Origin of the sequence: Klebsiella sp. C360, from assembly GCF_048822415.1 — a bacterium.
Classification (GTDB): Bacteria; Pseudomonadota; Gammaproteobacteria; order Enterobacterales; family Enterobacteriaceae; genus Klebsiella; species Klebsiella quasipneumoniae.
Genome location: NZ_JBMEZZ010000002.1, coordinates 400,384 through 425,520, shown reverse-complemented (window position 1 = coordinate 425,520; position 25,137 = coordinate 400,384). Strand labels below are relative to the sequence as shown.

General features: G+C 58.4%; 21 protein-coding genes and 1 pseudogene. 6 read left to right on the top strand and 16 right to left on the bottom strand.

Features of this window, described 5'->3' with window-relative positions:
• Positions 1-26: 26 nt before the first annotated feature.
• The 8 genes and pseudogenes from bglG to ACOI7D_RS08035 form a co-directional block, all read right to left on the bottom strand.
• On the bottom strand, positions 27-860 hold the full coding sequence (bglG, locus tag ACOI7D_RS08070) for a transcriptional antiterminator BglG (protein ID WP_023290435.1): 834 nt from the start codon (positions 858-860) through the stop codon (positions 27-29).
• A 155-nt stretch (positions 861-1,015) separates the two neighbouring features.
• Complete coding sequence (locus tag ACOI7D_RS08065) at positions 1,016-2,380, bottom strand: carbohydrate porin (protein WP_032453519.1); 1,365 nt, start codon at positions 2,378-2,380, stop codon at positions 1,016-1,018.
• A gap of 356 nt (positions 2,381-2,736) precedes the next feature.
• Entirely contained in the window at positions 2,737-3,669 is a 933-nt protein-coding gene (gene dusC, locus ACOI7D_RS08060) for a tRNA dihydrouridine(16) synthase DusC (protein ID WP_060590030.1), read from the bottom strand.
• A gap of 74 nt (positions 3,670-3,743) precedes the next feature.
• On the bottom strand, positions 3,744-4,937 hold the full coding sequence (locus ACOI7D_RS08055; RefSeq protein WP_109547102.1) for a 3-hydroxybenzoate 6-monooxygenase: 1,194 nt from the start codon (positions 4,935-4,937) through the stop codon (positions 3,744-3,746).
• 12 nt (positions 4,938-4,949) lie between these two features.
• Positions 4,950-5,594: a maleylacetoacetate isomerase gene (gene maiA, locus ACOI7D_RS08050; RefSeq protein ID WP_109547101.1), complete on the bottom strand. Its 645-nt coding sequence runs from the start codon at positions 5,592-5,594 to the stop codon at positions 4,950-4,952.
• Positions 5,595-5,602: 8 nt separating this feature from the next.
• Positions 5,603-6,304: a fumarylacetoacetate hydrolase family protein gene (locus ACOI7D_RS08045; RefSeq protein WP_050533183.1), complete on the bottom strand. Its 702-nt coding sequence runs from the start codon at positions 6,302-6,304 to the stop codon at positions 5,603-5,605.
• Between the two features lie 17 nt (positions 6,305-6,321).
• Positions 6,322-7,359 (bottom strand): gentisate 1,2-dioxygenase, encoded by a 1,038-nt coding sequence (gene gtdA, locus ACOI7D_RS08040; protein ID WP_109547100.1) that lies wholly within the window; start codon positions 7,357-7,359, stop codon positions 6,322-6,324.
• 11 nt (positions 7,360-7,370) lie between these two features.
• Positions 7,371-8,729, bottom strand: a pseudogene (locus ACOI7D_RS08035) (MFS transporter).
• A 127-nt stretch (positions 8,730-8,856) separates the two neighbouring features.
• On the opposite strand from ACOI7D_RS08035, the gene ACOI7D_RS08030 reads away from it, so the two are divergent.
• From ACOI7D_RS08030 to sanA, 5 genes are all read left to right on the top strand, one after another.
• On the top strand, positions 8,857-9,762 hold the full coding sequence (locus ACOI7D_RS08030; RefSeq protein ID WP_050533186.1) for a LysR substrate-binding domain-containing protein: 906 nt from the start codon (positions 8,857-8,859) through the stop codon (positions 9,760-9,762).
• 127 nt (positions 9,763-9,889) lie between these two features.
• Entirely contained in the window at positions 9,890-10,294 is a 405-nt protein-coding gene (locus ACOI7D_RS08025; protein ID WP_023290438.1) for a CidA/LrgA family protein, read from the top strand.
• Positions 10,284-10,979, top strand: coding sequence for a CidB/LrgB family autolysis modulator (locus ACOI7D_RS08020; RefSeq protein WP_004201621.1), 696 nt, complete (start codon positions 10,284-10,286; stop codon positions 10,977-10,979). The genes ACOI7D_RS08025 and ACOI7D_RS08020 overlap by 11 nt, the downstream gene beginning before the upstream one ends.
• A gap of 128 nt (positions 10,980-11,107) precedes the next feature.
• Entirely contained in the window at positions 11,108-11,992 is an 885-nt protein-coding gene (cdd, locus tag ACOI7D_RS08015; RefSeq protein ID WP_053810132.1) for a cytidine deaminase, read from the top strand.
• A gap of 345 nt (positions 11,993-12,337) precedes the next feature.
• Positions 12,338-13,054: an outer membrane permeability protein SanA gene (gene sanA, locus ACOI7D_RS08010; RefSeq protein ID WP_004201624.1), complete on the top strand. Its 717-nt coding sequence runs from the start codon at positions 12,338-12,340 to the stop codon at positions 13,052-13,054.
• A gap of 70 nt (positions 13,055-13,124) precedes the next feature.
• Here the strand turns inward: sanA and mglC are convergent, their stop codons facing one another.
• From mglC to folE, 6 genes are all read right to left on the bottom strand, one after another.
• Positions 13,125-14,135, bottom strand: coding sequence for a galactose/methyl galactoside ABC transporter permease MglC (gene mglC, locus ACOI7D_RS08005; RefSeq protein ID WP_002912871.1), 1,011 nt, complete (start codon positions 14,133-14,135; stop codon positions 13,125-13,127).
• A 15-nt stretch (positions 14,136-14,150) separates the two neighbouring features.
• Entirely contained in the window at positions 14,151-15,671 is a 1,521-nt protein-coding gene (gene mglA / locus ACOI7D_RS08000) for a galactose/methyl galactoside ABC transporter ATP-binding protein MglA (RefSeq protein ID WP_002912876.1), read from the bottom strand.
• A 118-nt stretch (positions 15,672-15,789) separates the two neighbouring features.
• On the bottom strand, positions 15,790-16,788 hold the full coding sequence (gene mglB, locus ACOI7D_RS07995; RefSeq protein WP_023290441.1) for a galactose/glucose ABC transporter substrate-binding protein MglB: 999 nt from the start codon (positions 16,786-16,788) through the stop codon (positions 15,790-15,792).
• Between the two features lie 296 nt (positions 16,789-17,084).
• Positions 17,085-18,107 carry an HTH-type transcriptional regulator GalS gene (gene galS, locus ACOI7D_RS07990; protein WP_023290442.1) on the bottom strand — a complete coding sequence of 341 codons (1,023 nt, stop codon included), beginning with the start codon at positions 18,105-18,107 and terminating at the stop codon, positions 17,085-17,087.
• A gap of 155 nt (positions 18,108-18,262) precedes the next feature.
• The gene (gene yeiB / locus ACOI7D_RS07985; protein WP_109547099.1) at positions 18,263-19,420 is read right to left on the bottom strand and encodes a DUF418 domain-containing protein YeiB; all 1,158 of its coding nucleotides are present in this window, start codon (positions 19,418-19,420) and stop codon (positions 18,263-18,265) included.
• A gap of 15 nt (positions 19,421-19,435) precedes the next feature.
• On the bottom strand, positions 19,436-20,104 hold the full coding sequence (folE, locus tag ACOI7D_RS07980; protein ID WP_023290444.1) for a GTP cyclohydrolase I FolE: 669 nt from the start codon (positions 20,102-20,104) through the stop codon (positions 19,436-19,438).
• A 360-nt stretch (positions 20,105-20,464) separates the two neighbouring features.
• Between folE and fghA the strand changes: the two genes are divergently transcribed.
• Positions 20,465-21,298, top strand: coding sequence for an S-formylglutathione hydrolase (gene fghA, locus ACOI7D_RS07975; RefSeq protein ID WP_109547098.1), 834 nt, complete (start codon positions 20,465-20,467; stop codon positions 21,296-21,298).
• Between the two features lie 57 nt (positions 21,299-21,355).
• Here the strand turns inward: fghA and cirA are convergent, their stop codons facing one another.
• Together cirA and ACOI7D_RS07965 are read right to left on the bottom strand one after the other, a co-directional pair.
• Positions 21,356-23,329 carry a catecholate siderophore receptor CirA gene (gene cirA / locus ACOI7D_RS07970; RefSeq protein WP_023290446.1) on the bottom strand — a complete coding sequence of 658 codons (1,974 nt, stop codon included), beginning with the start codon at positions 23,327-23,329 and terminating at the stop codon, positions 21,356-21,358.
• Positions 23,330-23,630: 301 nt separating this feature from the next.
• Positions 23,631-25,100, bottom strand: coding sequence for an amino acid permease (locus ACOI7D_RS07965; RefSeq protein ID WP_023290447.1), 1,470 nt, complete (start codon positions 25,098-25,100; stop codon positions 23,631-23,633).
• Positions 25,101-25,137 lie beyond the last annotated feature (37 nt).

Sequence of the window (25,137 nt, the reverse complement as noted above, 5' to 3'; positions counted from 1 at the left end):
GTAACAATCCAGTTTTGTCGGGAGACTTAGCGTCCCTCTTTTCTTACCCGTTCAATATGAATGGCAAGAAACATAATTTCTTCGGTGGTCAGCGCCCGCTGATACTGCTTTTGCAGATGCGTCGCCACCGTTTCCGCGCACTTCCACGCTTTGGCGTAGTTGTCTTTCACCGCGCTGTGCAGCGAGACGTCGTCATCTTCCACCACCGTGCGGGTCAGCATCCGCTGAGCGAAAAACTTCAGATGGGTGACGAAACGCTGATAGCTCAGCGACTCCTCGTCGTAGTTCAGCTGCAGCTGATACTTCACCAGCTGCAGGATCTCCTGCATCACCCGGGTCACGTGCATGACCTCCGGCATTTCGCTGTTGAGCTGCGCCGTCACCAGATGGAGGGCGATAAATCCGGCTTCATCCTCCGCCAGCGCCACGCCGAGCCGTTTGCCAATAATGGCCCTTGCCTCCTGGCCCAGCGCGAACTCCTTCGGATAGAGCCGCTTGATCTCCCACAGCAGCACGTTACGCAGTGCGATGCCCTTTTTCTGCCGCTCGATAGCAAAGTGACAGTGATCCGTTAACGTGATGTACAAACTTTCCTGTAACTTGCCCAACCGCCCGCGCGCCAGGTCGATAATGCGATCGCAGGTGGTCATCACTTCTAACGGAATCTGACTGAGCAGTTCACCTAAGCGGCCGACCAGTTCATCGCTTTGTAAGGCGAAGACTTTTTCAATTTTGCTGTCGTCCAGCGCGTCGCCCGGGCGTTTCTGAAAGGCCAGCCCTCGCCCCATCACCACCTGTTCGCGCTGGTGTTCGTCAAGAACCACCACCACATTGTTATTGAGTACTTTGGCGATTTGCATATTGACCCCAGAAACAAAAAAACCTGACCCCCGACGAAACGCCAGGTAATCAGGTTTTGCCTGCCGCAGCAGTTGCAATCCAACGCCAGCACTGTAACAACTTCTGCTACGTGCTCAACCTGACAAGTGAAAAAACGTGATTAAGATCGCGACTATCAGAAGGTCACGACGGTTTTCCACTCCACCACCCACGCGTCCTGGGTCTGCGCAACGCCGCCCGGACGGTGCCAGTACTGCAGGCCCGGCTGCAGCTCCAGCCAGGAGACCGGGCGGAAGCGATAATAGAGTTCGCCGTTCAGCGAGTGGCCGGCCACCGGCTGCCAGGCCGGATCGTTATAGTCGGCGGCGCCGCTGAGTTGGTTCATATAGCGCTGATTGCGCGCGTAGTGGCTGCTCATGTCGATCCACGTCAGGCCGAAGCCGATCCAGTCCTCCGGACGGGCGTCAAACAGCCCGCGGTAGCGCATCGAGGCGGCGACGGCTGAGTGGATATAGTTGCTGCGCTGGTCGCTGAGGCTGCCGCTCAGCGAGACGCTCATTCCCCGCAGCGGATCGTCGGCGTGGCGGGTAATCTGCTGGTTCAGGCCGGCGTACATAAACCAGGTGCTGTCGTGCTCGGCGTAGCCCTGCGGGTCCGTCGCCCCGGCGCCGCCGGATTTACCGCTGTAGAGGTCGCTTTGCGGCGCGTTAGTCCAGACCACGCCGAGGTTATAGGCTCCCGGCAGGCCATTCATCAGCGGACGGGTTTCGATCTCCATCGGCAGTAAAATGCCTTTGCTGCCCTTCGTCGACCAGCTCCAGGCATGGCTGCGCGAGGCGGCCTGCGGGTTTTGCTCCATCACCCCGCCTTTGAGGGTCACCGTCGGCGTCAGCTTGTACTCCAGGGTGGTGCCCCAGGTGTGGATGTTCCAGTTATTCCAGGTCAGCGAGTTGGCCGATTTGCCGCCGCACTGGGTCAGCAACTGGAAATCGCAGGGAATGATCTGGTCGAAGGTTTGCACCTTGTTCATCATGCCGATGCGCCAGGTCAGGCGACGGTCGTCAAAGCTGCGGGCGAAGGTCAGCCAGCCGAGACGGGTGATCGACCCGCCGCCCCAGCTCTCCTGCGACAGATCGTTGAAGCTGACCCGCGGATCCTGCAGCCGTTTCGTGGTGAGGTTATCATCGTGGTTGCGGTTGACGATGTTGCCCTCGAGACGGGCGTCCGGTATGCCGGTCCAGCGCTCCAGATCCTGGGTAAAGGTCAACGACACCTGGTCAATATAGGCCAGATGTTTATCGTGGTTATAACCGCCGCCGGCGTTGTAGGCCATCTCGTTAAGATAGCCGAGATTATAATGAAAGCCGTTCTCTTCAAGGATTGGACGAATGCCCAGCATATCGCCCAGCAGCCCTGGCTGTCCGGCTTCAAACCCCAGCACGCTGCCGTTCCACGCCGGGGTTTGCGCCGCGTTCACGACGGGCGCCATCGCCGCCAGCGCCGCGCCGATAAAAAGCTGATTTATTTTTTTGTTATACATTGTGATCTCCACCGTGACTGAATAAAAACAAAGGGGATCCCCAGGCTATTTATTTACCTGTTTTCTTTTTTAAAAAATGAATGGCAAGGGGCGTCCTTCGGTAATAAAACCGCGACCGTGCCAGAGAAAAGATGAATTACAACCTCTTGTTTTACGTCATCATTTATCCACCGTTAAATTTTGGCCAAAAAAAAACCTAAGCACTTGCCGCCACGAATGACGGAAGTGCTTAGGTTTTGCCTGCGTTCAGTAGCAATCCTGAATTGATTGACCGCACAGTATCACTTTATTTCACTCATGCCTATCATCAATAGGCAAGCAAGTAATAATATGTGAAGCGAATAACAATATGGCGCTTAATAGCGGGCGATCGCCGCCGCTATTTCAGCAGAGGTTTGCAGGGCGCGAATTTCATTAAACAGCGTCAGCGCCTCGGTATATTCCTTGCGTAAATAGCCCAGCCACTGCTTAATTCTCGCCACATGATACAGGCCGGTATCGCCCTGCTTTTCCAGACGGGTATATTTTTGCAACAGCCGAACCACCTGCGGCCACGGCATGCGCGGTTCGTTGTATTTGATCACCCGGCTGAGGTTCGGTACGTTGAGCGCCCCGCGGCCAATCATCACCGAATCGCAGCCGGTGACGGCCATACAGTCCTGAGCGCTTTGCCAGTCCCAGATTTCGCCGTTGGCGACTACCGGAATGGTCAGGCGCCGGCGGATCTCGCCGATGGCCTGCCAGTTGATGCGCTCCGCTTTGTAGCCATCCTCTTTGGTGCGGCCGTGGACCACCAGCTCGCTGGCCCCCGCCTGCTGCACCGCGTCGGCGATTTCAAAGCGCCGTTCGCCGCTGTCCCAGCCGAGACGAACTTTCACCGTCACCGGCAGATGTCCGGGCACCGCCTCGCGCATCGCCTTCGCGCCGCGATAGATAAGCTCCGGATCTTTCAGCAGCGTCGCCCCGCCGCCGCTGCCGTTCACCAGCTTCGACGGACAGCCGCAGTTTAAATCGACGCCCCACGAGCCCAGCGCCACCGCGCGGGCGGCGTTTTCCGCCAGCCACTCGGGATATTGCCCCAGCAGCTGGACGCGCACGCGGGTACCGGACGGGGTGCGGCTTTGATGATGCAGTTCCGGGCACAGCCTGTAGAACGATTTAACCGGCAGCAGTTGATCCACCACCCGCAGAAACTCGGTGATGCACAGATCGTAATCGTTCACTTCGGTCAGCAGCTCGCGCACCAGCGAATCGAGCACGCCTTCCATCGGCGCCAGTAGTACACGCATATCGTTACCCGGAAAAAAAAGAGGCGCTATGGTAGCGCCTCCGGGCGTTGGTTGAAAGATCTCAATGCAGGGCCTCAGCGCGGTGCAAGGCAGTTATCCTCTTTCCAGCCATACAGCCACTCCATGCCGCGATAGAATTCCTGCTGACTTTTGCCCTTCCACAGCAGATTACGCACCTGCCGCTCGACGCCTGCCGCGTGATAGATCCGCCCCATCTCGCGGGTGGACCAGACAATCCGCGCGGTACGCGGAATACGCACCGACTCATACAGCGCGAAGGCGCGGGCGGCATCGCCATCGCACTGCTGCAGCGCTTTACCTATCGTGACCGCATCCTCCAGCGCCATGCAGGCGCCCTGCGCCATATACTGCGCCACCGGATGGGCAGCATCCCCTACCAGGGTAATGCGATCGTTGCCCCACTTTTCAACCGGCTCGCGGTCGGCGGTAGACCAGCGCCGCCAGGAGGTTGGTTTGTCCAGCATCTGCCGCGGGCGTGGATGAATACCTTTAAAATAGGAGAGCACCTCCGCTTTGCTGCCGTCGCGCACGCCCCACTCCTCGCTTTCGCGGCTGTGGAAGGTAACCACCAGGTTGTACTGTTTGCCGCCGCGCAGCGGATAATGCACCAGATGACAGTGCGGCCCGGCCCATAGTACCGGGGCGTTAATCCGCAGGTCTTCCGGCATATCAGCCGCCTCGATCACCGCACGATATACCACATGGCCGGTGACCCGCGGCGCATCGCCGAGCAGGCTCTGACGCACCACGGACTTCACGCCGTCGCAGCCAAGCAGAATATCGGCGGTCCAGTTGTTGCCTTTGTCATCAAAGACGGTCACCTCATCGGCGGACTGGCGAATATCCACCACCTGGGTGGAAGTCCGGTATTCCACGCCGGGATGGGTCAGCGCCGCTTCCCACACGGTGGCGTGAATATCTACCCGGTGGATCACCGCATAGGGTCCGCCGAAATGGTCGCGGAAGGCCTGGCCGGTCTCAATACACACCACCTCTTCCCCATTCACCGCATCCATCATCGTGATGTGGTCGGTAAAGACCGCACGCTGGCGCGCCACATCACCGACGCCCAGACTATCCAGCGCCGAAAAAGCATTCGGCCCCAGCTGGATACCGGCGCCGATTTCACCGATTTCATGCGCCTTCTCCAGCAGCATCACTTTGATCCCCTGGCGCGCCAGAGAGAGCGCCGTCGCCGCACCGCCAATGCCGCCGCCGACGATAATTGCTCGCGTCACTTTCGCCATACTCTTTCCTCCCTAGGCCGGAATTTTGTCTTGTTGATTTTCCGGCGCGGCGGCGATAAACGCCGGTAGCCGGGTACAGGCGTCGTACACCGCCTGGCAGCGCGGATAATGGCTAAGGTCGCATCCCATCCGCTGCGCGTTGGCCCACTGCGGCACCAGGCAGCAGTCGGCGAGCGTCGGCCTGTTACCGACGCAGTAATCGCCGGATTTCGCCTGCCGCAGCAGTTGCTCCAGCGCGCTCAGCCCCTGCTGGATCCAGTGGGCGTACCAGCGCTGCTTTTCCTCTTCGCTGATCTTCAGCTCATCGCCCAGGTAGCGTAACACCCGTATGTTATTAATCGGATGGATATCGCAGGCAATGACGTGGACCATCTCCAGCACCCGCATCCGTGCCGGATCTTCCGGGGGCACCAGCGGGTTGTGCGGATAATGGCGGTCGAGCCAGTCAATTATCGCCAGCGACTGGCCCAGCGATTCACCGTCATCGGTGATGAGCGTCGGCACCAGCCCAACCGGATTCAGCCGCCGGTACTCCAGCGCATTCTGCGCACCAATGCGGATATTCACTCCCACGCTCTGATAGTCAATGCCCTTCAGCGCCAGCGCAATGCGCACGCGGTACGAGGCGGAGCTATTAAAAAAACTGTACAGCTTCATCGCTCACCTCACACCACGCGAACGGCAACTGGCGTCAGTCCGTCGACGTTACCGGTGATCACATCGCCCTTCACGACCGCGCCAACGCCTTCCGGAGTGCCGGTAAAAATCAGATCCCCCGGCTGCAGTTCGAAAAAGCCCGAGAGATAGCTGATGGTTTCATTCACCGACCAGATCAGATGGCGAATATCGCTGCGCTGACGATCTTGGCCATTGACCTGCAGCCAGATCCCGGCCTGATTCACCTCGTGGATATCGGCGGCTTTATGCAACGGCGCGATGGGGGCGGAAAGATCGAAGGCTTTACCGATCTCCCACGGACGCCCCATCTGGCGCATCTCCATCTGGCGGTCGCGACGGGTCATATCCAGGCCGGTGGCATAGCCCCAGATATATTCCTGCGCCTGCTCCAGGGGAATATCGCGCCCCTGTTTACCAATCGCCACCACCAGCTCAATCTCGTAGTGATAGTTGTCAGTCTGCGTCGGGTAAGGCAGATCCCGCGTTTCGCCAGCGGCCACCGGGACCACCGCATCCGCCGGTTTGCAAAAGAAGAACGGCGGCTCGCGATCGGGATCGAACCCCATTTCACGGGCGTGGGCGGCATAGTTGCGGCCAACGCAGTACACGCGGCGGACCGGAAACTGCGCATCGCTGCCAACGACAGGGATGCTGACTGGGGCCTGGGGTGCAAAAACGTATTGAGTCATGATGATTTTCCTTATTATTAATAACGCGCTTCGCGGAACAGGCCTAAGGCCTCCTGTACCGGACGGTCCGAGAAGCTGAATAAAACGCACTCTTCGCGGGCGCTGAACGAGACGCCATGCCAGGTCGGCACCACGAAGATATCTTTTGCCTGGAAGACAAAGGTTTGTTCGCCAATGGTCACCTGGCCACTGCCTTCCACCACGTGGTAGATGGTGCTGTCGGTGGTTTTCGCCACCCGCGACCGGAACCCTTTCGGCAACAGCTGCAGGAATGCGCCCATCGAGGGCATCGGATATCCGCCGGTTACCGGGTTGACGTAGCGCATCTTATAGCCGTCCCAATCATCGGCCGCGCCGAGACGGGTCAGGTCGTGCAGGGCTTCGCGACTGCGCTCGTAGCGGTAGTTGAAAATTGGCGAGGAATTCCCTGCCTGGTGGCGCAGCGGCAGCATATTGGCGGCGTAGCGCGGCAGATAATCACCCTCCGGGCGGGTGACCGGCTGCTGATCCTGCGGGTAATCTTCCGCAAAGCCGCAGCCAAGATAGTTGACCAGCGGCAGATCGAGCCCGTCCAGCCAGATAACCGGTTCATCCCCCGGATTACCATGATCGTGCCAACGCCACTGCGGCGTCAGGATAAAATCGCCGGGACTCATGGCCGTGCGCTCGCCATCGACGGCGGTAAACGCGCCGTGGCCTTCCACGACAAAACGCAGCGCCGACTGGTTATGACGATGGCTCGGCGCTACTTCGCCGGGCATGATCAGCTGCAGGCCTGCATACAGCGACGAGGTTATGGACGACTGGCCGCGCAGCTGCGGGTTCTCCAGCACCAGCACCCGGCGCACCGCCTCTTTGGCGCCGATGAGCTGCCCGCTCTCCAGCAGCAGCGGGCGGATCTCCTGATAGTTCCAGTACGCCGGGGCGCAGTTGGCGTTCGGCGTTTGCGGGACCAGGTGGTGCAGCGATTCCCACAGCGGGGTCAGGTTCTGCCCGGAAATCTGTTGATAGAACCGCTGGCGATCGCGGCTCGTCTCGGTGGTGAATGATGTCATTATTATTCTCCTTACTTGTTCACGATGCCGGTGGAGGGCAACGCGTCGGGTACCGATCCAGAGTGGCGGACCGCCAGGGTCAGCAGGATAAGCATCCCCGCGCTGACCGCAGCCGGAACCGCAATAACGTAAAACAAGGTGCTAAAAGAGAGATTCATCGCCATCATCATGCCGCCGGAGAGCGACCCGACGATGGCGCCGCAGCGGCCCACGGCATTGGACCAGCTGACGCCGGTGGCGCGGCTTTGGGTGGGATAGAGCGTAGCGGTCAGGGCATTAAGGCCCACCTGGGAACCGCTGACGCCAATCCCGGTGCCGAAAATCGCCAGCGCCATCAGCCACAGCCCGTTTTCGCTTAAACCAATCATCACGATGCACAACGCCCCCAGACAGTAGCTCAGCGCCAGCACGCGGAAGGGATTAAAGCGGTCCATCAGAACGCCAAGCAGTAAAGCCCCAAGCGTGCCGCCGATCTGAAACGCGGCGGTGACCCACGACGCATGCTGGAGATCGATCCCGCGATGGTTAAGCAGCGTCGGCATCCAGCTGGAAAGCAGGTAGATAATCAGCAGGCTCATAAAGAACACCACCCAGAGCATCAGGGTGATCGCCAGCTGGCGGCCGACAAACAGCTGGCTAATACTGCCCTTCGGCCCGGCTGCCGGTTCATCCAGCCAGAACCGGGTATCGGGATAGCGCTCGCCGGTGATAGCGCTGACCGTTCTGGCGATGGTGGCCTGCGGCAGCCCGCGGCGTACCTACCAGCGAGGGGATTCCGGCAACACCCACAGCAGCGCGACGGCCAGCAGCAGCGGCAGGATCCCGCCCAAGGCCAGAATGCCGTGCCAGCCAATGCGCGCCACCAGCTGCGCGCTCACCACGCCACCCAGCGCTGAGCCGAGCGTGAAGCCGCAGAACATCAGGGTAACCAAAGCGCCACGGCGGCGGGCCGGCAGATATTCCGAAGTCATGGTAATGGTATTGGGCATCGCTCCCCCCAGCCCCAGACCGGTGAGGAATCGCAGGATCACCAGCATGTCAAGGCTGGTAGAGAACGCCGAAAGCAGACTGAACAAACCAAACAGCGCCACGCAGAATTCGATCACCCGTTTGCGGCCAAAGCGGTCAGAAAGCGGTCCGCAGAGCAGCGCCCCGGCGGTCAGCCCCAGCAGTCCGGCGCCAAACAGCGGCGCCAGATCGCCGGCGCTTAGCTGCCAGTGAAGACGAATGTCGGGGGCGATAAAACCGATGGCGGCGGTATCGAAGCCGTCGAGCATCACCACCAGGAAACAGCAGATAATCACACGCCACTGCAGCGCGCCCACCGGGGCGGCGTTAAGCAAGGTCTGTAGTTCACGTCGTTGAGCCATAATGATGCCTCAGTGCAGGTCAGGGTAGATGTTGTATTTATTTCTTTTATGTTGCGATTTTGTAATTATGGCGATGAATTGTACAATGGCTTTTCGGGCACAGACATAACCTGGAGGTTATCGACTGATGGCAAACTGGACGCAAAAACTGAAGCTACAGCATCTGAAAATGCTGGTGGCGCTGGGTGAGCAAGGGAACCTTACCCAGGTGGCGAAAATGATGAATATCACCCAGCCCGCGCTCTCCAAGTGGCTGACGCAGTTTGAAGACGAGGTGGGTATGCCGCTGTTTGAGCGTCACAGCAAGGGCCTGCGCCCTTCGGAAGGCGGTAAACTGCTGCTCCAGCACGCCCAGCGGCTAATCAACGACATGTCGCGCTCGCAGTACGAGATCGAGCGCTTTAAGCAAGGCGGGCTGGTCGGCAGCCTGATGATCGGCTGCTCGCCGGTGGCGACAGACTGCGTGGCGCAGGCGATCCTCGCCCTGCTCAACGAGATGCCGACCCTGCATCTGAATATCGAAGAAAAAGTGATGACCCCGCTGCTGCACGACCTGCTCTCCGGCGTGGTGGATGTGGTCGTGGGCCGGGTTGGCGGTCGCGCGCTCGAGTTGCCCCTCAACTATCGGGTGCTGTATACCGAACCAGTCTGTTTTGTCGCCCGCCCCGATCACCCGCTGGCCAGCCGGGCGCACCTGAGCTGGTCGGATCTCGCCGCCTGGCGCTGGATTGTCTGGCCCACCGGCACGCCCATTCGCCAGAGTATTGATAACGCGCTGGTGGATAACGGCGTGATGCTGCCGGAGAACACCATCGAGTCGGCCTCGATGAACGTCACCAGCAATTTGCTGCAAAACAGCGATATGATCTCTATTCTTTCCTTGCGGCTGGCGCAGCATTACGCCGAACATCGCCAGCTGGCCATTCTTAATTTGCCTCGTATAGAGCAAAAAGGTAGCGTTGGGGTGTTCTGGCGCAAAAGCGAAGTGCCCTCCCAGGCCCTCGCTCGCTTTCTGCACTATCTCGCCGAATAGGGTGTTCGCCGAATGACCTCTCGGTTCCCATTGTCTATGCCCGGGATGCGCAGAATTCATGATGTGATCGGTAGCACATTTTAGGGATTAATTGTATGATGAATTCAGTTCATCAAGGGTTAATACCATGAGTAAATCGCTGACTATTATCTGGCACTACCTGCGGGCTTTCGTCCTGATTTACGCCTGCTTATACGCCGGAATATTTATCGCCGGGCTGCTGCCCATCACCATCCCCGGCAGCATCATCGGCATGCTGATCCTCTTCGTGCTGCTGGCGCTGCAAATTATGCCGCCGCAGTGGGTCAACCCCGGCTGCAACATCCTGATCCGCTATATGGCGCTGCTGTTCGTGCCGATCGGCGTCGGCGTGATGCAGTACTGGGATCTGCTGCGCGCCCAGCTGGGGCCGGTCGTCATCTCCTGCGCCATCAGCACGCTGGTGGTGTTTGTGGTGGTGAGCTGGAGCTCTCACCTGGTGCATGGCGAACGCAAAGTGATTGGGCAAAAGGAAAAGAAAAATGATGCATGAAATCTGGTGGTCGCTGCCGCTAACCCTGATCGTCTTTTTCCTCGCCCGCAAACTGGCGGCCCGCTTTAAGTTCCCGCTACTCAACCCGCTGCTGGTGGCGATGGTAGTGATAATCCCGTTTCTGCTGCTGACCGGGATCTCCTATGAGCGTTACTTTGCCGGCAGCAAGATCCTGAACGATCTGCTGCAGCCGGCGGTGGTCGCGCTGGCTTTCCCGCTGTATGAACAGCTGCACCAGATCCGCGCGCGCTGGAAATCGATCATCACCATCTGCTTTATCGGCAGCTGCGTGGCGATGATCACCGGCACCACCGTGGCCCTGCTGATGGGCGCCACACCGCAGATCGCCGCCTCTGTTCTGCCCAAATCGGTGACCACGCCGATTGCCATGGCGGTGAGCGGCAGTATCGGCGGCATCCCGGCCATTAGCGCCGTGTGCGTGATTTTTGTCGGCATCCTTGGCGCGGTATTCGGCCATACCCTGCTCAACCTGATGCGTATTCGCACTAAAGCGTCGCGCGGCCTGTCGATGGGCACCGCCTCGCACGCCCTCGGTACCGCCCGCTGTGCGGAACTGGACTATCAGGAAGGGGCGTTCAGCTCGCTGGCGCTGGTGCTGTGCGGGATCATCACCTCGTTGATGGCGCCGTTTTTATTCCCGCTGATCCTTGCGGTAGTGGGATAAAATGTGACTCGTATCACATTTATTAATGCAACGATGAAAAGTTGCATTAGCAATGAGATGTAAATCACACTTGAAACCCCTTGACGCCCGTACACTGGTTTCCCATTACACTGTTATGAGGCAACGCTATGCACTCACGTTTTCAAGCTGCTTTGACGACTCTGGCAGCAGACCTGCAGGCGGCCATCGCCCCGATGCTCGCCGACCCGCACTTCCCGGCGCTGCTCGAGGCCGATCAGGTGGCGACGCTGCAACAGGCGACAGGTCTGGACGAAGACGCGCTGGCCTTTGCGCTACTGCCGCTGGCCGCCGCCTGCGCGCGCGCCGACCTTTCCCACTTTAACGTCGGGGCTATCGCCCGCGGCGTCAGCGGCCGCTGGTACTTTGGCGGCAACATGGAGTTTCTCGGCGCCACCATGCAGCAGACCGTCCATGCGGAGCAGAGCGCCATCAGCCACGCCTGGCTGCGCGGTGAAACCTCCCTGCGCGCTATCACGGTGAACTACACGCCGTGCGGCCATTGCCGTCAGTTTATGAACGAACTGAACAGCGGACTGGCGCTGCGCATTCATCTGCCCGGTCGCGAAGCCCATGCGCTGCAGCACTATCTGCCGGATGCCTTCGGCCCGAAAGACCTGGAGATCAAAACCCTGCTGATGGACCACCAGAACCACGGCTTCCCGGTCAGCGGCGATGCCCTGTCCCAGGCGGCGATTGAGGCCGCTAACCGCTGCCACGCGCCGTACAGCCACTCGCCTTCCGGCGTAGCGCTGGAGCTGAAAGATGGCACCCTTTTCAGCGGCAGCTATGCGGAAAACGCGGCGTTCAACCCGACGCTGCCGCCGCTGCAGGGGGCGCTGAATCTCCTCAGCCTCAACGGCTATGATTATCCGGACATCCAGCGGGCGATCCTGGCGGAGAAAGCCGATGCGGCGCTGATTCAGTGGGACGCCACCGTCGCCACCCTGAAGGCGCTGGGCTGCCACAATATCGAGCGCGTGCTGTTAGGTTAATCAGCCTGCGCGCCTGAGCAGATGGCCGGATGACGGTTTCGTCTAATCCGGCCGACCTTTTATGCCGTTATGTTGTCGGGTGGCGCTCCGCTTACCCGACCTACCGTTCGCGCCATTGCGAGCTGAAGATCGCGATGGCTGCTGAAACTGCCGACCTGACAGCCTCAAAGTCGCTGAGACGTTCCCGGAGGGCCGGAGAACAGGTTGCGGCTACGCCTTACCCGGTCTGGGATCGGCGATCGGTCCATATTGCTGAAAATCCCCGCAATTAAACGCGGGTTTCTTGCGCTTACCCGGCGGGTAAAGTAGCCTGAAGACTCCGTTGTCTATTATTGAGCCAAGTTCATGTTAAAGCGTGTGTTCTACAGCCTGTTAGTCCTGCTCGGCCTGCTGCTGTTGACCGTGCTGGGTCTTGACCGCTGGATGAGCTGGAAAACCGCGCCCTATATCTATGACGAGCTGCAGGACCTCCCCTACCGCCAGGTCGGCGTGGTGCTGGGCACCGCTAAATACTACCGCACCGGGGTGATCAATCAGTATTACCGCTACCGCATCCAGGGCGCGCTCAACGCCTACAACAGCGGCAAGGTCAACTATCTGCTGCTGAGCGGGGATAACGCCCTGCAAAGCTACAATGAACCGATGACTATGCGCCGGGACCTGATTAAAGGCGGCGTCGATCCGGCGGATATCGTGCTGGACTATGCCGGTTTCCGCACGCTCGACTCGATCGTCCGCACCCGCAAAGTGTTCGACACCAACGACTTCATTATCATCACCCAACGCTTCCACTGCGAACGGGCGCTGTTTATCGCCCTGCATATGGGGATCCAGGCTCAGTGCTACGCGGTGCCGTCGCCGAAGGATATGTGGAGCGTGCGGCTGCGCGAATTCGGCGCCCGCTTCGGCGCGCTGGCGGACCTCTACATCTTCAAACGGGAACCGCGCTTCCTCGGTCCATTAATTCCGATTCCTGCGCAGCAGCACGACGTGCCGGATGACGCCCAGTCCTACCCGGCGGTCACCCCGGAGCAGCTACTGGAGCTGCAGAAAGAAAAGTAGCCTCCATCAACGCATCCGTTTCAGATATAAAAAAACCCGCGCCAGGCGCGGGTTTTTACTCAGGCAAAAATTACTTCTTACGGGCGTATTTCAGGGAATCCAGCGCCACGGCGAAGATAATGATCGCCCCCTTAATGATGTACTGCCAGTAAGGGTTAACGCCGATATAGGTCAGGCCATAGTTGATCACGGTGAAGATAATCACCCCGGTCACCACGCCGAATACGGTCCCTACCCCGCCGCTGAACGATACGCCGCCCACCACGCAGGCGGCGATGGCGTCCAGTTCGTACATAAAGCCGAGATTATTGGTCGCCGAGCCGATACGACCGGCTTCCAGCAGGCCGCCGAAGGCGTAGAACACGCCGGAGAGGGCATAGATCATCAGCAGGTTCAACGCTACGTTGACCCCGGAGACCTTCGCCGCTTCCGGGTTACCGCCGATAGCGAAGATGTTTTTGCCAAAGCGCGTCTTGTTCCACAGGATCCAGACAAAGAAGACGGCAATCAGCGCGTAGAAGGTGATGTAGGACAGGCGGAACGAGCCCAGCGCCACAAACCCCTGCGCGAAATGGGAGAAATGGCTGTCGAAGCCGGAGATCGGCGACGCGCCCACGAAGTCGTAGTACAGCGAGTTAATGCCGTAGACGATGATCATGGTCCCAAGGGTGGTAATAAACGGCGTCACGTTCAGATAAGCAATGACGATCCCGTTAATCAGGCCGATGACCGCCCCGATGGCGCATACCAGCAGGATGACCAGCGGGATCGGCATGGTCGCCATATCCGGGAACACCTTGTTGGCATTATCCACCGCCTGCAGCATGGTTGCGGCAATCACCGCCGCCAGTCCCACCTGACGGCCGGCGGAGAGGTCGGTGCCCTGCGTGACGATCAGTCCGGCCACCCCGAGGGCAATAATAATACGCACCGAGGACTGGGTCAGAATATTACTCAGGTTGAGCAGACTTAAAAATGTCGGATCCTGGAAAATAATAATGGCCAACAGGACCAGAAGGACGACATATATCCCACCCTCTTTCAGGTAAGTGAGAAAACTCTTTTTATTTAACGCACTCATGTGAAGCCCCTGATCTTAAAGGTGCAATGACGCAAGACGCAGTATTTCGTTTTGCGTGGTGGTTTTAGTCTCAACAATGCCCGCGACCAGGCCGTTGCTCATCACCAGAATGCGGTCGGTAATCCCCAGCAGTTCCGGCATTTCGGAGGAAATAATAATGATCCCTTTATCTTTTTTAGCCAGCTCGGCAATCAGCTGATAGATCTCGAATTTGGCGCCGACGTCGATACCGCGCGTCGGCTCGTCCAGCATCAGGATCTCCGGCTGGGTCAGCAGCCAGCGGCCAATAATGACCTTTTGCTGGTTACCACCGGAAAGCGAACCAATCTGCGTATGCTGGCCGGGGGTTTTAACGCGCATAGAGTCAATGACCCATTGGGTATCGCTCTTCATCCGCGAGTTATCCAGCAAGCCGACGCTGTTTTTATATTTCTTAATATTGGAGATCAGCGAGTTAAAACCGATATCCAGATAGGCGTAAATCCCGGTGGAGCGCCGCTCCTCGGTCACCAGCGCAAAACCGTGGTTAATCGCCTCATTGGCGCTGTGGTTGTTGATCTTCTTCCCGTGCAGGGTGATGGTGCCGCTGGCCTTCTCACGGATCCCGAACAGGGTCTCCACGATGTCGGTCCGCTTCGCGCCCACCAGACCGGCGATACCGAGAATTTCGCCCTTATGCAGATCGAAGGAGACATCGCGAATGGACGGCTGGCGCAGGGAGGTAAGATTGCGCACCTGGAGGATCACTTCTCCCGGGGTGTTTTCGCGATCCGGAAAGCGCTGGTTGAGCGAACGCCCGACCATCATGGCGATGATCTTGTCCATATCCAGCCCTTCCAGCGGCTGAGTGGCGATCCACTGGCCGTCGCGAAGGATGGTAATTTCATCGCACAGCTGGAAAATCTCTTCCATTTTGTGCGAGATATAGACGATACCGCAGCCGCGATCTTTCAGCTTGCGGATGATCTTAAACAGATGGTTGACCTCTTTTTCCGTCAGCGAGGACGTCGGCTCGTCCATGATGACGATTTTGGCGTCATAGGAAAACGCCTTCGCGATCTCAATCATCTGCATCTGGGATACCGATAAGGTACCGACGCGGGCGCGCGGGTCGATATCAATATCCAGCTCATCAAATATGGCCTTGGTGTCCCGGTACATTTTGTCCTGATCGACAAACATACCTTTAGTGGGATAACGCCCGAGCCACATGTTGTCCATGACCGAACGCTGTAAGACCAGGTTTAATTCCTGATGTACCATCGAAATACCGTTTTCCAGGGCTTCTTTCGCCGAATGGAAATCGATCTCTTTTCCCTGAAAAAGAATGCTGCCGGAATCTTTTTGATAGATCCCAAAAAGGCATTTTAATAATGTCGATTTACCGGCGCCGTTCTCACCCATTAACGCATGAATGGAGTGCGGACGAACCTTCAGGTTGACATTATCAAGAGCCTTGACGCCAGGAAACGATTTGTTGATGTTGCTCATCTCCAACAAATATTCGCCTGACCGTTCGCTATTATTGCTGACCATAGTTATACCTGGCTGCGTTCATGCACGCCCCGTCCGGCGCAATAACGCCAGCAGGAGTCTGGTTCTGTATCAGGAATAATCGGGCGTGGATAACCCACGCCCGCAACTCACATCACGATTATTTGCCGGTAAACTGGCTCAGGTTGTCTTTATCGACGCCCACATAGGGGACGCGAACAATCTTGTTGTCAATTTTCCAGTTGGTGCCTGCCGCAGCGTCTTTCCCGTCGGCCAGGTTTTTCGCCAGATCGAAGGTCGCTTTCGCCTGGTTGTTAGCATCGTTCAGCACGGTACCGGCCATCGCGCCGGATTTCACCAGCGCCAGGGCTTCCGGCAGCGCATCCACGCCGAACACCGGAATGCTGCTCTTGTTGTGCGCTTTCAGCGCTTCAACCGCGCCCATCGCCATGGCGTCGTTGTTAGCGATCACCACTTCAATCTTGTTCGCATTCGGGCCGGAGAGCCAGGCGTCCATTTTGTCTTTCGCCTGGGCGGTATCCCACATGGCGGTGTCCATCTGCAGCTGCTGGGTCTTCAGGCCTTTATCATTCAGCTCTTTGATAACGTAGGTGGTACGCGCTTCCGCATCCGGATGGCCCGGCTCGCCTTTCAGCAGGACGTACTGGATCTGGCCGTCTTTATTCAGATCCCAGTTCGGGTTGGCTTTCCAGTGCTTGGCGATCAGATCGCCCTGAATAATCCCGGACTCTTTCGAGTCGGTACCGACGTAATAAGCTTTGTCATAGCTATCCAGCGCTTTACGGGAAGGCTCTTTGTTGAAGAACACCACCGGAATGTTCTGCCCGCGCGCTTTTTCGATGACCGTTCCCGCCGCAGCCGGGTCAACCAGGTTGATCGCCAGGGCTTTCACGCCTTTCGCCAGCAGCACGTCAATCTGATCGTTTTGTTTCGACTGGTCGTTCTGCGAGTCATTCATCAGCAGCTGGACGTCAGGCGCGGATTTGCCATCTTTTTCAATCGCCTTACGCACCACCGACATAAAGTTGTCGTCATATTTATAAATCGTCACGCCGATACGGGTATCTGCTGCGTGTGCTGCGGCGCCAAATAACAGACCAGCCATTACAGCAGAGAGGGTAAACACCTTCTTATTCATGGAATCTCCGGTTTTATTATGCAGGGTCATTTTTGTGAAAAAGTGCGGGCGGGATTTGTTGCATTAGTGTTACCGCACAACGCATTTCACGACGAAAATTCGGTCTTCCGTGTCGGGTAACGCTCCAGAAAAATACGACTCTAATACTCGTTTAACGCCTTGTTCCTACTGAAGAAAGTGAGGATTTCCCATCACCTCGCGGTTCAGACTGGTAAACGCTGCCATCATAATCAGGTGAATGTTAATATACTGTGAATTTACTCACAAATTGAAAGCGGTTACATCCCGCCGCCGCTTCAGTTAGTGATCGGCCCCACAGTTTGCCGCTGGGCAACGGAGTGACGGCGCACCAGGGTGGGCATAAAGCAGTGCGTCGCCTCGCGATCCAGCTTGCCGGCCGCCCCCAGCAGCGCCAACTCGGTGGCCAGCTTCGCCATCGACATTACCGGATAGCGCACGGTGGTCAGCTGAGGATCGGTGTAACGGGAAATAGGGATATCATCAAAGCCAATCAGCGACAGATGCTGCGGCACGACAATGCCGTTGTCCTTCAGCGTGGTCAGCGCGCCGGCCGCCATGCTGTCGTTATAGGCGAACACCGCAGTGAGGCCGAGATTCCGCCCCAGCAGTTCGACCATCGCCGCTTCGCCGCCCTGCATGTCCGGGGAGCCGGAGCCGACCCAGCTGTCCGGGGCGATGATGCCCTGCTCCTGCAGCGCTTTGCTCCACCCTTCCCGCCGCATATCGTCGTCTTCAATGCCGTGATTGGAGGAGAGATAACCGATGCGCTGGTGGCCGTGATTGAGCAGCATGCGGGTAGCCATCAGCGCGCCGCTAACGTTGTCGAGGCCGACGCAGCGATGGGCAAAGCCCGGCACGATGCGGTTGATCAGCACCATCCCCGGGATATGTTGCATAAAGTCGCTCAGTTCAGCATCGCTGAGCGCTTTAGAATGGACGATCAGCGCCGAGCAGCGCTGGCGGATCAGCACCTCGATGGCATGGCGCTCTTTTTCCGCCTCGTGATAGCTGTTGCCGATCAGCACATACTTATGATGCTGCTGGGCGACGGTATCCACCGCTTTCACCAGCGCGCCGAAGAAGGCATCGGAGACGTCCATCACCACCACGCCGATGGTATCGCTGACCTGGGTGGCCAGCGCCTGGGCGTTGGCGTTGGGCCGGTAGCCCAACTGGGTCACCGCTTTCATCACCACGTCGCGCGTATCCGGACTCACCAGCGCGCTATTGTTCAGCACCCGCGACACGGTGGCCACGGATACGCCCGCCTGGCGGGCGACATCACGAATGGTGATCATACTCAGCGACCTTAAGAGAATTACAGCACGTCACATTCACCTCCTGTGCTCAGCAAGGAGGCTATTCTGGCAGCGACCCGCGGTCCGCTACGTGAGTGAGGTCACACGGCTGGAAACGTTTACATCCGTTTTGTTAATGATTGTGATCGAGATCGTTATCTGGATGTGTCTTTCAATGATGTCCCTGACGCACGCAGGGTTAACTTACGCCACAGCCATTCCACCGGCCCCTGGCGGAAGCGGCGCAGCCAGAGTGATGACACGAGGAGGTTGACGGCCCAGATGGGGGGAACAAAGGCCAGCAGCTGCAGACGATCGAAGCGCATAAACAGCCCGAGATGATAAAACAGGGTGGTGCAGATCAGGGTCTGCAGCAGGTAGTTGCTCAGCGCCATGCGTCCGACGCAGGCGATAGCCCCCACCAGGCGGAAACGGCAGAGCTGCGGCCAGTAGCCCCAGGCCAGCGAGGCATAGCCGATAGCCTGCAGCGGAGCGCTCAGTTCACGCGGCGCCTGCAGTAAAAACGCGCACCAGCGATAGTCCCAGGCCAGATACCATTGGGCGACAATAGCCGGCACATTCACCGCCATCCCGGCTAGCACCAGCAGCGCGCCGGTGCGCCGATAGTGACGCTGGCTGAACTGCCCTTTCAGCCAGCCGCTGCGCATCAGCGCCGCGCCTATCAGCATCATCCCCGCCAGCTGCCAGCCATACTGCGCGCCGAGCGCCAACAGATTGTCCGACAGCATATCCGCCCGGTTGCTGACCGCCTCCATGCCGCCGTGCAGCTTCCAGTACTGCTCATACTGCAGATTGGCCGCGTCCGGTACCCAGGAGCGATTCGCGGCCGTCCCCGAGATAATCCCCAGCAGGACCAGCACCGCAATACCGGTGAGGTAGAGCACCACCCCGGTGTTAAACAGCGATTTAACATGCTGCGCCTCGCGCACCATGCGCCAGCTCACCAGCCCCACCAGGGCGTAGGCCAGCAGAATATCGCCATCCCAGAAGAAGAGACCGTGAATGAAACCAAGCAGCGCCAGCAGGGTCAACCGCGACTGGATCCAGCGTTTGCCGCGGGGGAGCAGGAGCTGCAGACCGGCGCCAAACAGCAGCGCGAACAGGGTAAGAAACTTCACCTGCGCCAGCAGGTCAAGGATCGCCCAGGTCCAGGCGTCGCTGAGGGTCGCGCTTCCTGACCAGGCCGGATTGAGGTAAGCGGCCTTCGGCAAGCCGAAGGCGCTGATATTGAGAAGCAGGATACCGAGGATGGCGACGCCGCGGACAAAGTCCAGCGTGACATTTCTCTCCATGTACCCTGCTCCGTTTTAGTTGTGGTGACGTACTGCGCGCAGGAATTCCTGGCGGGTATTCTGGCTGGATTTGAACAGGCCACCGAGGGAGGTGGTGGTAGTGGCGCTGGTCGCGTCGCGGATGCCGCGCGCTTTCACGCAGTAATGCACCGCGTCAATGGATACCGCCACGTTGCTGGTGCCGAGCAGCGTCTGCAGCGCGATCAGGATCTGCTGCGTGAGACGCTCCTGGACCTGCGGGCGCTGGGCGAAGAACTGCACGATGCGGTTGATTTTCGACAGGCCGATCACCGAATCTTTCGGGATATAGGCTACCGTCGCTTTACCATCGATGGTGACAAAGTGGTGTTCGCAGGTGCTGGTCAGGGTGATATCGCGCACGGTGACCATTTCATCGACCTTCATTTTGTTTTCAATGACGGTGATTTTCGGGAAACGGGAGTAATCCAGTCCGGAGAAGATCTCATCGACATACATTTTGGCGATGCGATGCGGGGTCTCCATCAGACTGTCATCACTCAGATCCAGATTCAGCAGTTGCATAATCTCGGTCATATGACCGGTAATCAAACGCTTGCGTGTTTCGTTATCAATTTCTTGTACTGGCGCACGCATCGGCGTCTCCAGCCCACGAGCGACCAGCGCTTCATGAACGAGGACGGCTTCTTTACTCAGTGATGACATTTGGGTTTCTCCTGCAGGTGTGGCGCTCTTTGCTTTTTCTGGGGGCAAAGTTTGTATTCATTGTGCGTGAGGTGGCGCACAGAATCCAGTAGCCGTAACGATAATTATTGAAATTGGCGCTGCCTTTTATTAAGGCGCGAAGCCACGCCTCAAGCGCGACGCCAAATCCCTATCGCCGAATCCGGAATGATCCAACCGCTGTACGCATCCATAAGCGCCATCGCTACACCGGCATGTTGGCTATAAGTTGCATTAATGATGCAGTAAGTTCTCAAAAGGAGAAAGTGAAAGTTGCTCACCGGCTAATGAAATATCTGTATTATGAACGTTTACGCGCACATCCCTTCCGAGGAGCCTTGCATGGAACTGCTTGAAGAGCATCGCTGTTTTGACGGCCGGCAACAACGCTGGCGTCATCACTCCCCTGTCCTGAACTGCGCCATGACGTTCAGCATTTTTTTACCGCCTGAGCGCGAAACGCCGCCGCCGGTGCTGTACTGGCTGTCCGGGCTGACCTGTAACGATGAAAACTTTACCACCAAGGCGGGCGCTCAGCGCATTGCCGCCGCGCTGGGCATCGCGCTGGTGATGCCGGATACCAGCCCGCGCGGTGACGAGGTGGCCAACGATGACGGTTACGATCTGGGGCAAGGCGCTGGCTTCTACCTGAACGCCACCGAGGCGCCGTGGTCGGCGCACTACCGGATGTACGATTACCTGCGCGACGAACTGCCCGCGCTTATCCGCAGCGAGTTTACCGTCGGCGAACGCTGCGCCATCAGCGGCCACTCGATGGGCGGTCACGGCGCGCTTATCATGGCGCTCAACAATCCTGGCCGCTACGCCAGCGTCTCCGCCTTCGCGCCAATCGTCAATCCCTCCCAGGTGCCGTGGGGCAAGAAAGCGTTTACCGCCTATCTCGGCGCCGATGAATCGACATGGCGCGCCTGGGACAGCTGCGCCCTGATGCAGGCCAGCCAGCCGGCGGACGCGGTGCCGACGCTTATCGATCAGGGCGATAACGATCCGTTCCTCGCCGGACAGCTGCAGCCCGCGGTGCTGGCGGAGGTCGCGCGGCAGAAGGCCTGGCCGTTAACGCTGCGCATCCAGCCCGGTTACGATCATAGCTACTACTTTATTGCCTCGTTTATCGAAGACCATCTGCGTTTCCACGCGCAGCATCTCTTTAACTAAACGCAACCTGCGCCGCGACTCCACGTCGCGGCGCAGGCCATCGTTAAGCGCCAACGATCAGAAGCGATAATCCACGGCCATAAAGTAGCGACGGCCCTCTTCGGTATAGCTGTAGTCGTCCCGGTTGAGATCTTTATCGCCCACGTTCTGCACCCCGGAGCGCAGTTTCACGTTTTTGGTGACCTGCCACGCCGCGCCGACGTCAAACAGGGTATAGCCGCCCGGCGTTTTGCCGGTGGCGCTCACCGCGCGCTGCTGGCCGGTATAGTTGGCCGTCACGTAGAAGGACCAGTCGTCCAGCGGTTTCCAGTCAAGCGTGCCGTTGGCGGTATGGAACGGCAGCGTCTGCAGCGGTTTGTCGCCGCCGTTGCTCAGATCGCGACCATCGTTGTAGGTGTAGTTCACCGTCAGCTTCCACTCATCGCCGAACGGGATCTTCACCTCGGTCTCCACCCCTTTGATGCGCGCTTTGTTGACGTTGAAATAGCGGAAGATCGGCACGCGCTTACCGTTGACGGTTTTCCAGCCGACAAAGTTCGGGTAGCCCGGCGCTTCGCTGGCGCTGGAGGTGCGCAGAACATCAATCATATCGTCGACATTGTTCTGGAAGGTGGTGATGCTGCCTTCAACATCCTGCAGCCAGCCCTCTTCCCCACGATAGTAGAGACCAAGCTCGAAGCTTTCGCTGGTTTCCGGCTTCAGATCCGGGTTACCGATGATGCTGCACGAGCCGCGGCAGGAGTTGGTGGTCCAGTCGGGGTTAAGCTGCAGCAGCGACGGGGCTTTAAACGCCGTCGCCCAGCCACCTTTGACGGTGACGGTATCGGTGGCGTTATACACCAGATAGGCGCGCGGGCTCCAGTGATCGCCATAGGTCTGATGGTCGTCCATACGAATGCCGGTGGTCAGCGCCAGCGGCTCGATGATGCGCCATTCGTCTTCAATAAACAGGGCGTACTGGCTGGCGGAGGTCGACTGGCCGCCGCTGCTCAGGTTGACCGGATCTTTCAGCTTGTCGTGGCGCCATTCGCCGCCGAAGGTCACCAGCTGGTTAATCATGTCCAGCGGCAGGACATACTTGCCGTCGATGGCATTGCTTTCCGAGGTGATGGTGCCGTTCTGCCCCGGATTTTTGTTATCCACCTTTTCGCCGTAGAACTTGAGCTCGCTGTTGCCCATCTCCCAGCGTCCGTTATGGCTCAGAGAGTAGTTCTCACGCTCAAGGCGGTTGCGGTCAAGGGAATCGGAGTCGCGATCCTGGCGGTCAAAGCCATAGCCCGCGGTGAAATCGTGGTTGTCGTTCGGCGTCCAGGCGAATTCAACATTGCCATCGCGGCTGGTGAAGCCCTCGATGCGCGGCGTTTCGCCGGTGGCATTGCTGGAAGACTGCGGATCGTCCTTGGCGCGCTTCGCCAGGCTGCCGTAGGCCTTCATCCCGAGCACGCCGTCGATCAGCGGGCCGCTGGTGAAGAACTGGCCGTTCCAGGTATCGCCGCGGTCGCGGTGTTCCTGAATGGTGGTATCGGCGCTCAGCGTCCCGGTCCATTTCTGGCCGATTTTTTTGGTAATAATGTTGACCACGCCGCCGAGCGCATCGGAGCCGTACAGGGAGGACATCGGGCCGCGCACCACCTCGATACGTTCGATGGCATCCACCGGGATCCAGTTCAGGTCGAAGTCATTGTGGCGGAAGACGGCGTTCCGGGAGTTGACGCGTTTCCCGTCGACAAGGATCAGGGTATAGCTGCTGCTCAGACCGCGAATGCTGACGCCCTTGCGGTTATCCCCTTCGTTGGTGAGCTGGACCCCGGGCACATCGCGCAGTACGTCTTTCAGGTTCTGCACCGGCTTGCGCTGCAAATCCTGCTGGGTGATGACGCTGATGCTCGCCGGCGCGTCTTTGACGCTCTGTTCAGTGGCCGAGGCGGTCACCACCAGCGTTTCTTCATTCACATCGGCCAGGGCCGGAAACGCCAACGATACGACGGACGCAGACAATCCCGCCCGGATAAAAGGGTTTAACCTGAACATTCCAAATCTCCATGAGGTGTACAACCAAACAAACAAAAAGGTGCTGCTCACACGCGCTGGCGGCCTGCCGCTCTGTCGGCGGTAGACTCGCGCTGTTTTCTCGTCGATGTGGCTGGTCGCCCGATGTCAGTCTGTACACATGGCAGAGACGGGGGGAGTGGCTTCATCCGTAATGGTCGGAAATGATAAAGATAATGATTTCTATTATCAATCTAATTATGAAGAATTGTGTCAGGCTGTAACCGTGTGGACATAAAAAAAGCCCTCTTTTCAGAGGGCTTTTATCGCACAATAGCGAAGATTAACGCTTAAAGCGGTCCGGGAAGGTCATTTCGCTATAGCGAACAAAGCGGGTGCCTTTCGCCAGTTTGTACCCAAACCAGATGACGAGGAACAGCGGAATACCGATGTAGGTCGCCGCCACGCCGCCCCAGTCAATGGTGTCCTTGAGGAACGCTTCGTAGTTCTGTCCGAGGGTGATGATCAGGCACAGCACGAAGGCGAAGATCGGCCCCAGCGGGAAGAACCCGGAACGATACGGCAGATTATTAATATCGTTACCCTGCAGGACGAAGCCACGACGGAAACGATAGTGGCTGATGGCAATCCCCAGCCAGGCGATAAAGCCCGTCATCCCCGAGGTGTTCAGCAGCCAGAGGTATACCGTCTGGTTACCGAACATCGAAGTCAGGAAGCACAGCGCCGCGATAACGGTGGTCGCGTACAGGGCGTTGCGCGGTACGCCGCCACGCGACAGCTTCGAGAAAATGCGCGGCGCTTTGCCGTCGCAGGCCAGGGTATACAGCATACGCGTAGAAGCGTACATCCCCGAGTTACCCGCCGACAGAACGGCCGTCAGGATAACGGCGTTCATGATCGCCGCCGCCGACAGCAGACCGGCGTGCTGGAAGACCAGCGTGAACGGGCTGACGGAGATATCTTTAACGTCGTTGCGCAGCAGGCTCGGATCGGTATACGGAATGATCAGGCTGATAATCAGGATCGCGAAGACGTAGAACAGCAGGATACGCCAGAAGACCTGGCGCACCGCGCGCGGAATGTTCTTTTCCGGGTTCTCAGACTCACCGGCGGCAATACCGATAAGCTCGGTGCCCTGGAAGGAGAAGCCGACAATCATCGCCACGCCGATCATCGCCGAGAAGCCGCCGGCAAACGGCGCATCCGCGATCCCCCAGTTGCTCCAGCCGGCAGGCTGCGCCCCTTTGAAGATGCCGACAATCATCATCACGCCGACGATGATAAAGATAATGACGGTGGCCACTTTGATCAGCGAGAACCAGTATTCCGCCTCGCCAAAGCCGCGCACCGAGATCCAGTTCAGCAGGAACATAATGCCGAGGAACAAGGCGCTCCAGATCCAGCCTGGGGTGTCAGGGAACCAGTAGCTCATCACCAGCTGCGAGGCCACGAGGTCAACGGCGATCGTTACCGCCCAGTTGTACCAGTAGTTCCAGCCCAGCGCGAAGCCGAAGCCCTCTTCAACATAATTCTGCCCGTAGGTGGCGAAGGAACCGGACACCGGCATAAACGCCGCCAGTTCGCCCAGGCTGGTCATCAGGAAATAGACCATCAGACCGATCAGAATATAAGACAGCAGCGCCCCGCCGGGACCTGCTTGCGAAATCGTTGCGCCAGAGGCAACAAAAAGACCCGTACCGATGGAACCGCCGATGGCGATCATGGTCAAGTGGCGCGCCTTTAGTTCACGACGTAGCGTGGGCGCTTCTGTGGTTTTAGTTTCCGAAACCATGTGATAATGCTATCCATCCAAAAAATGAGGCGCGATT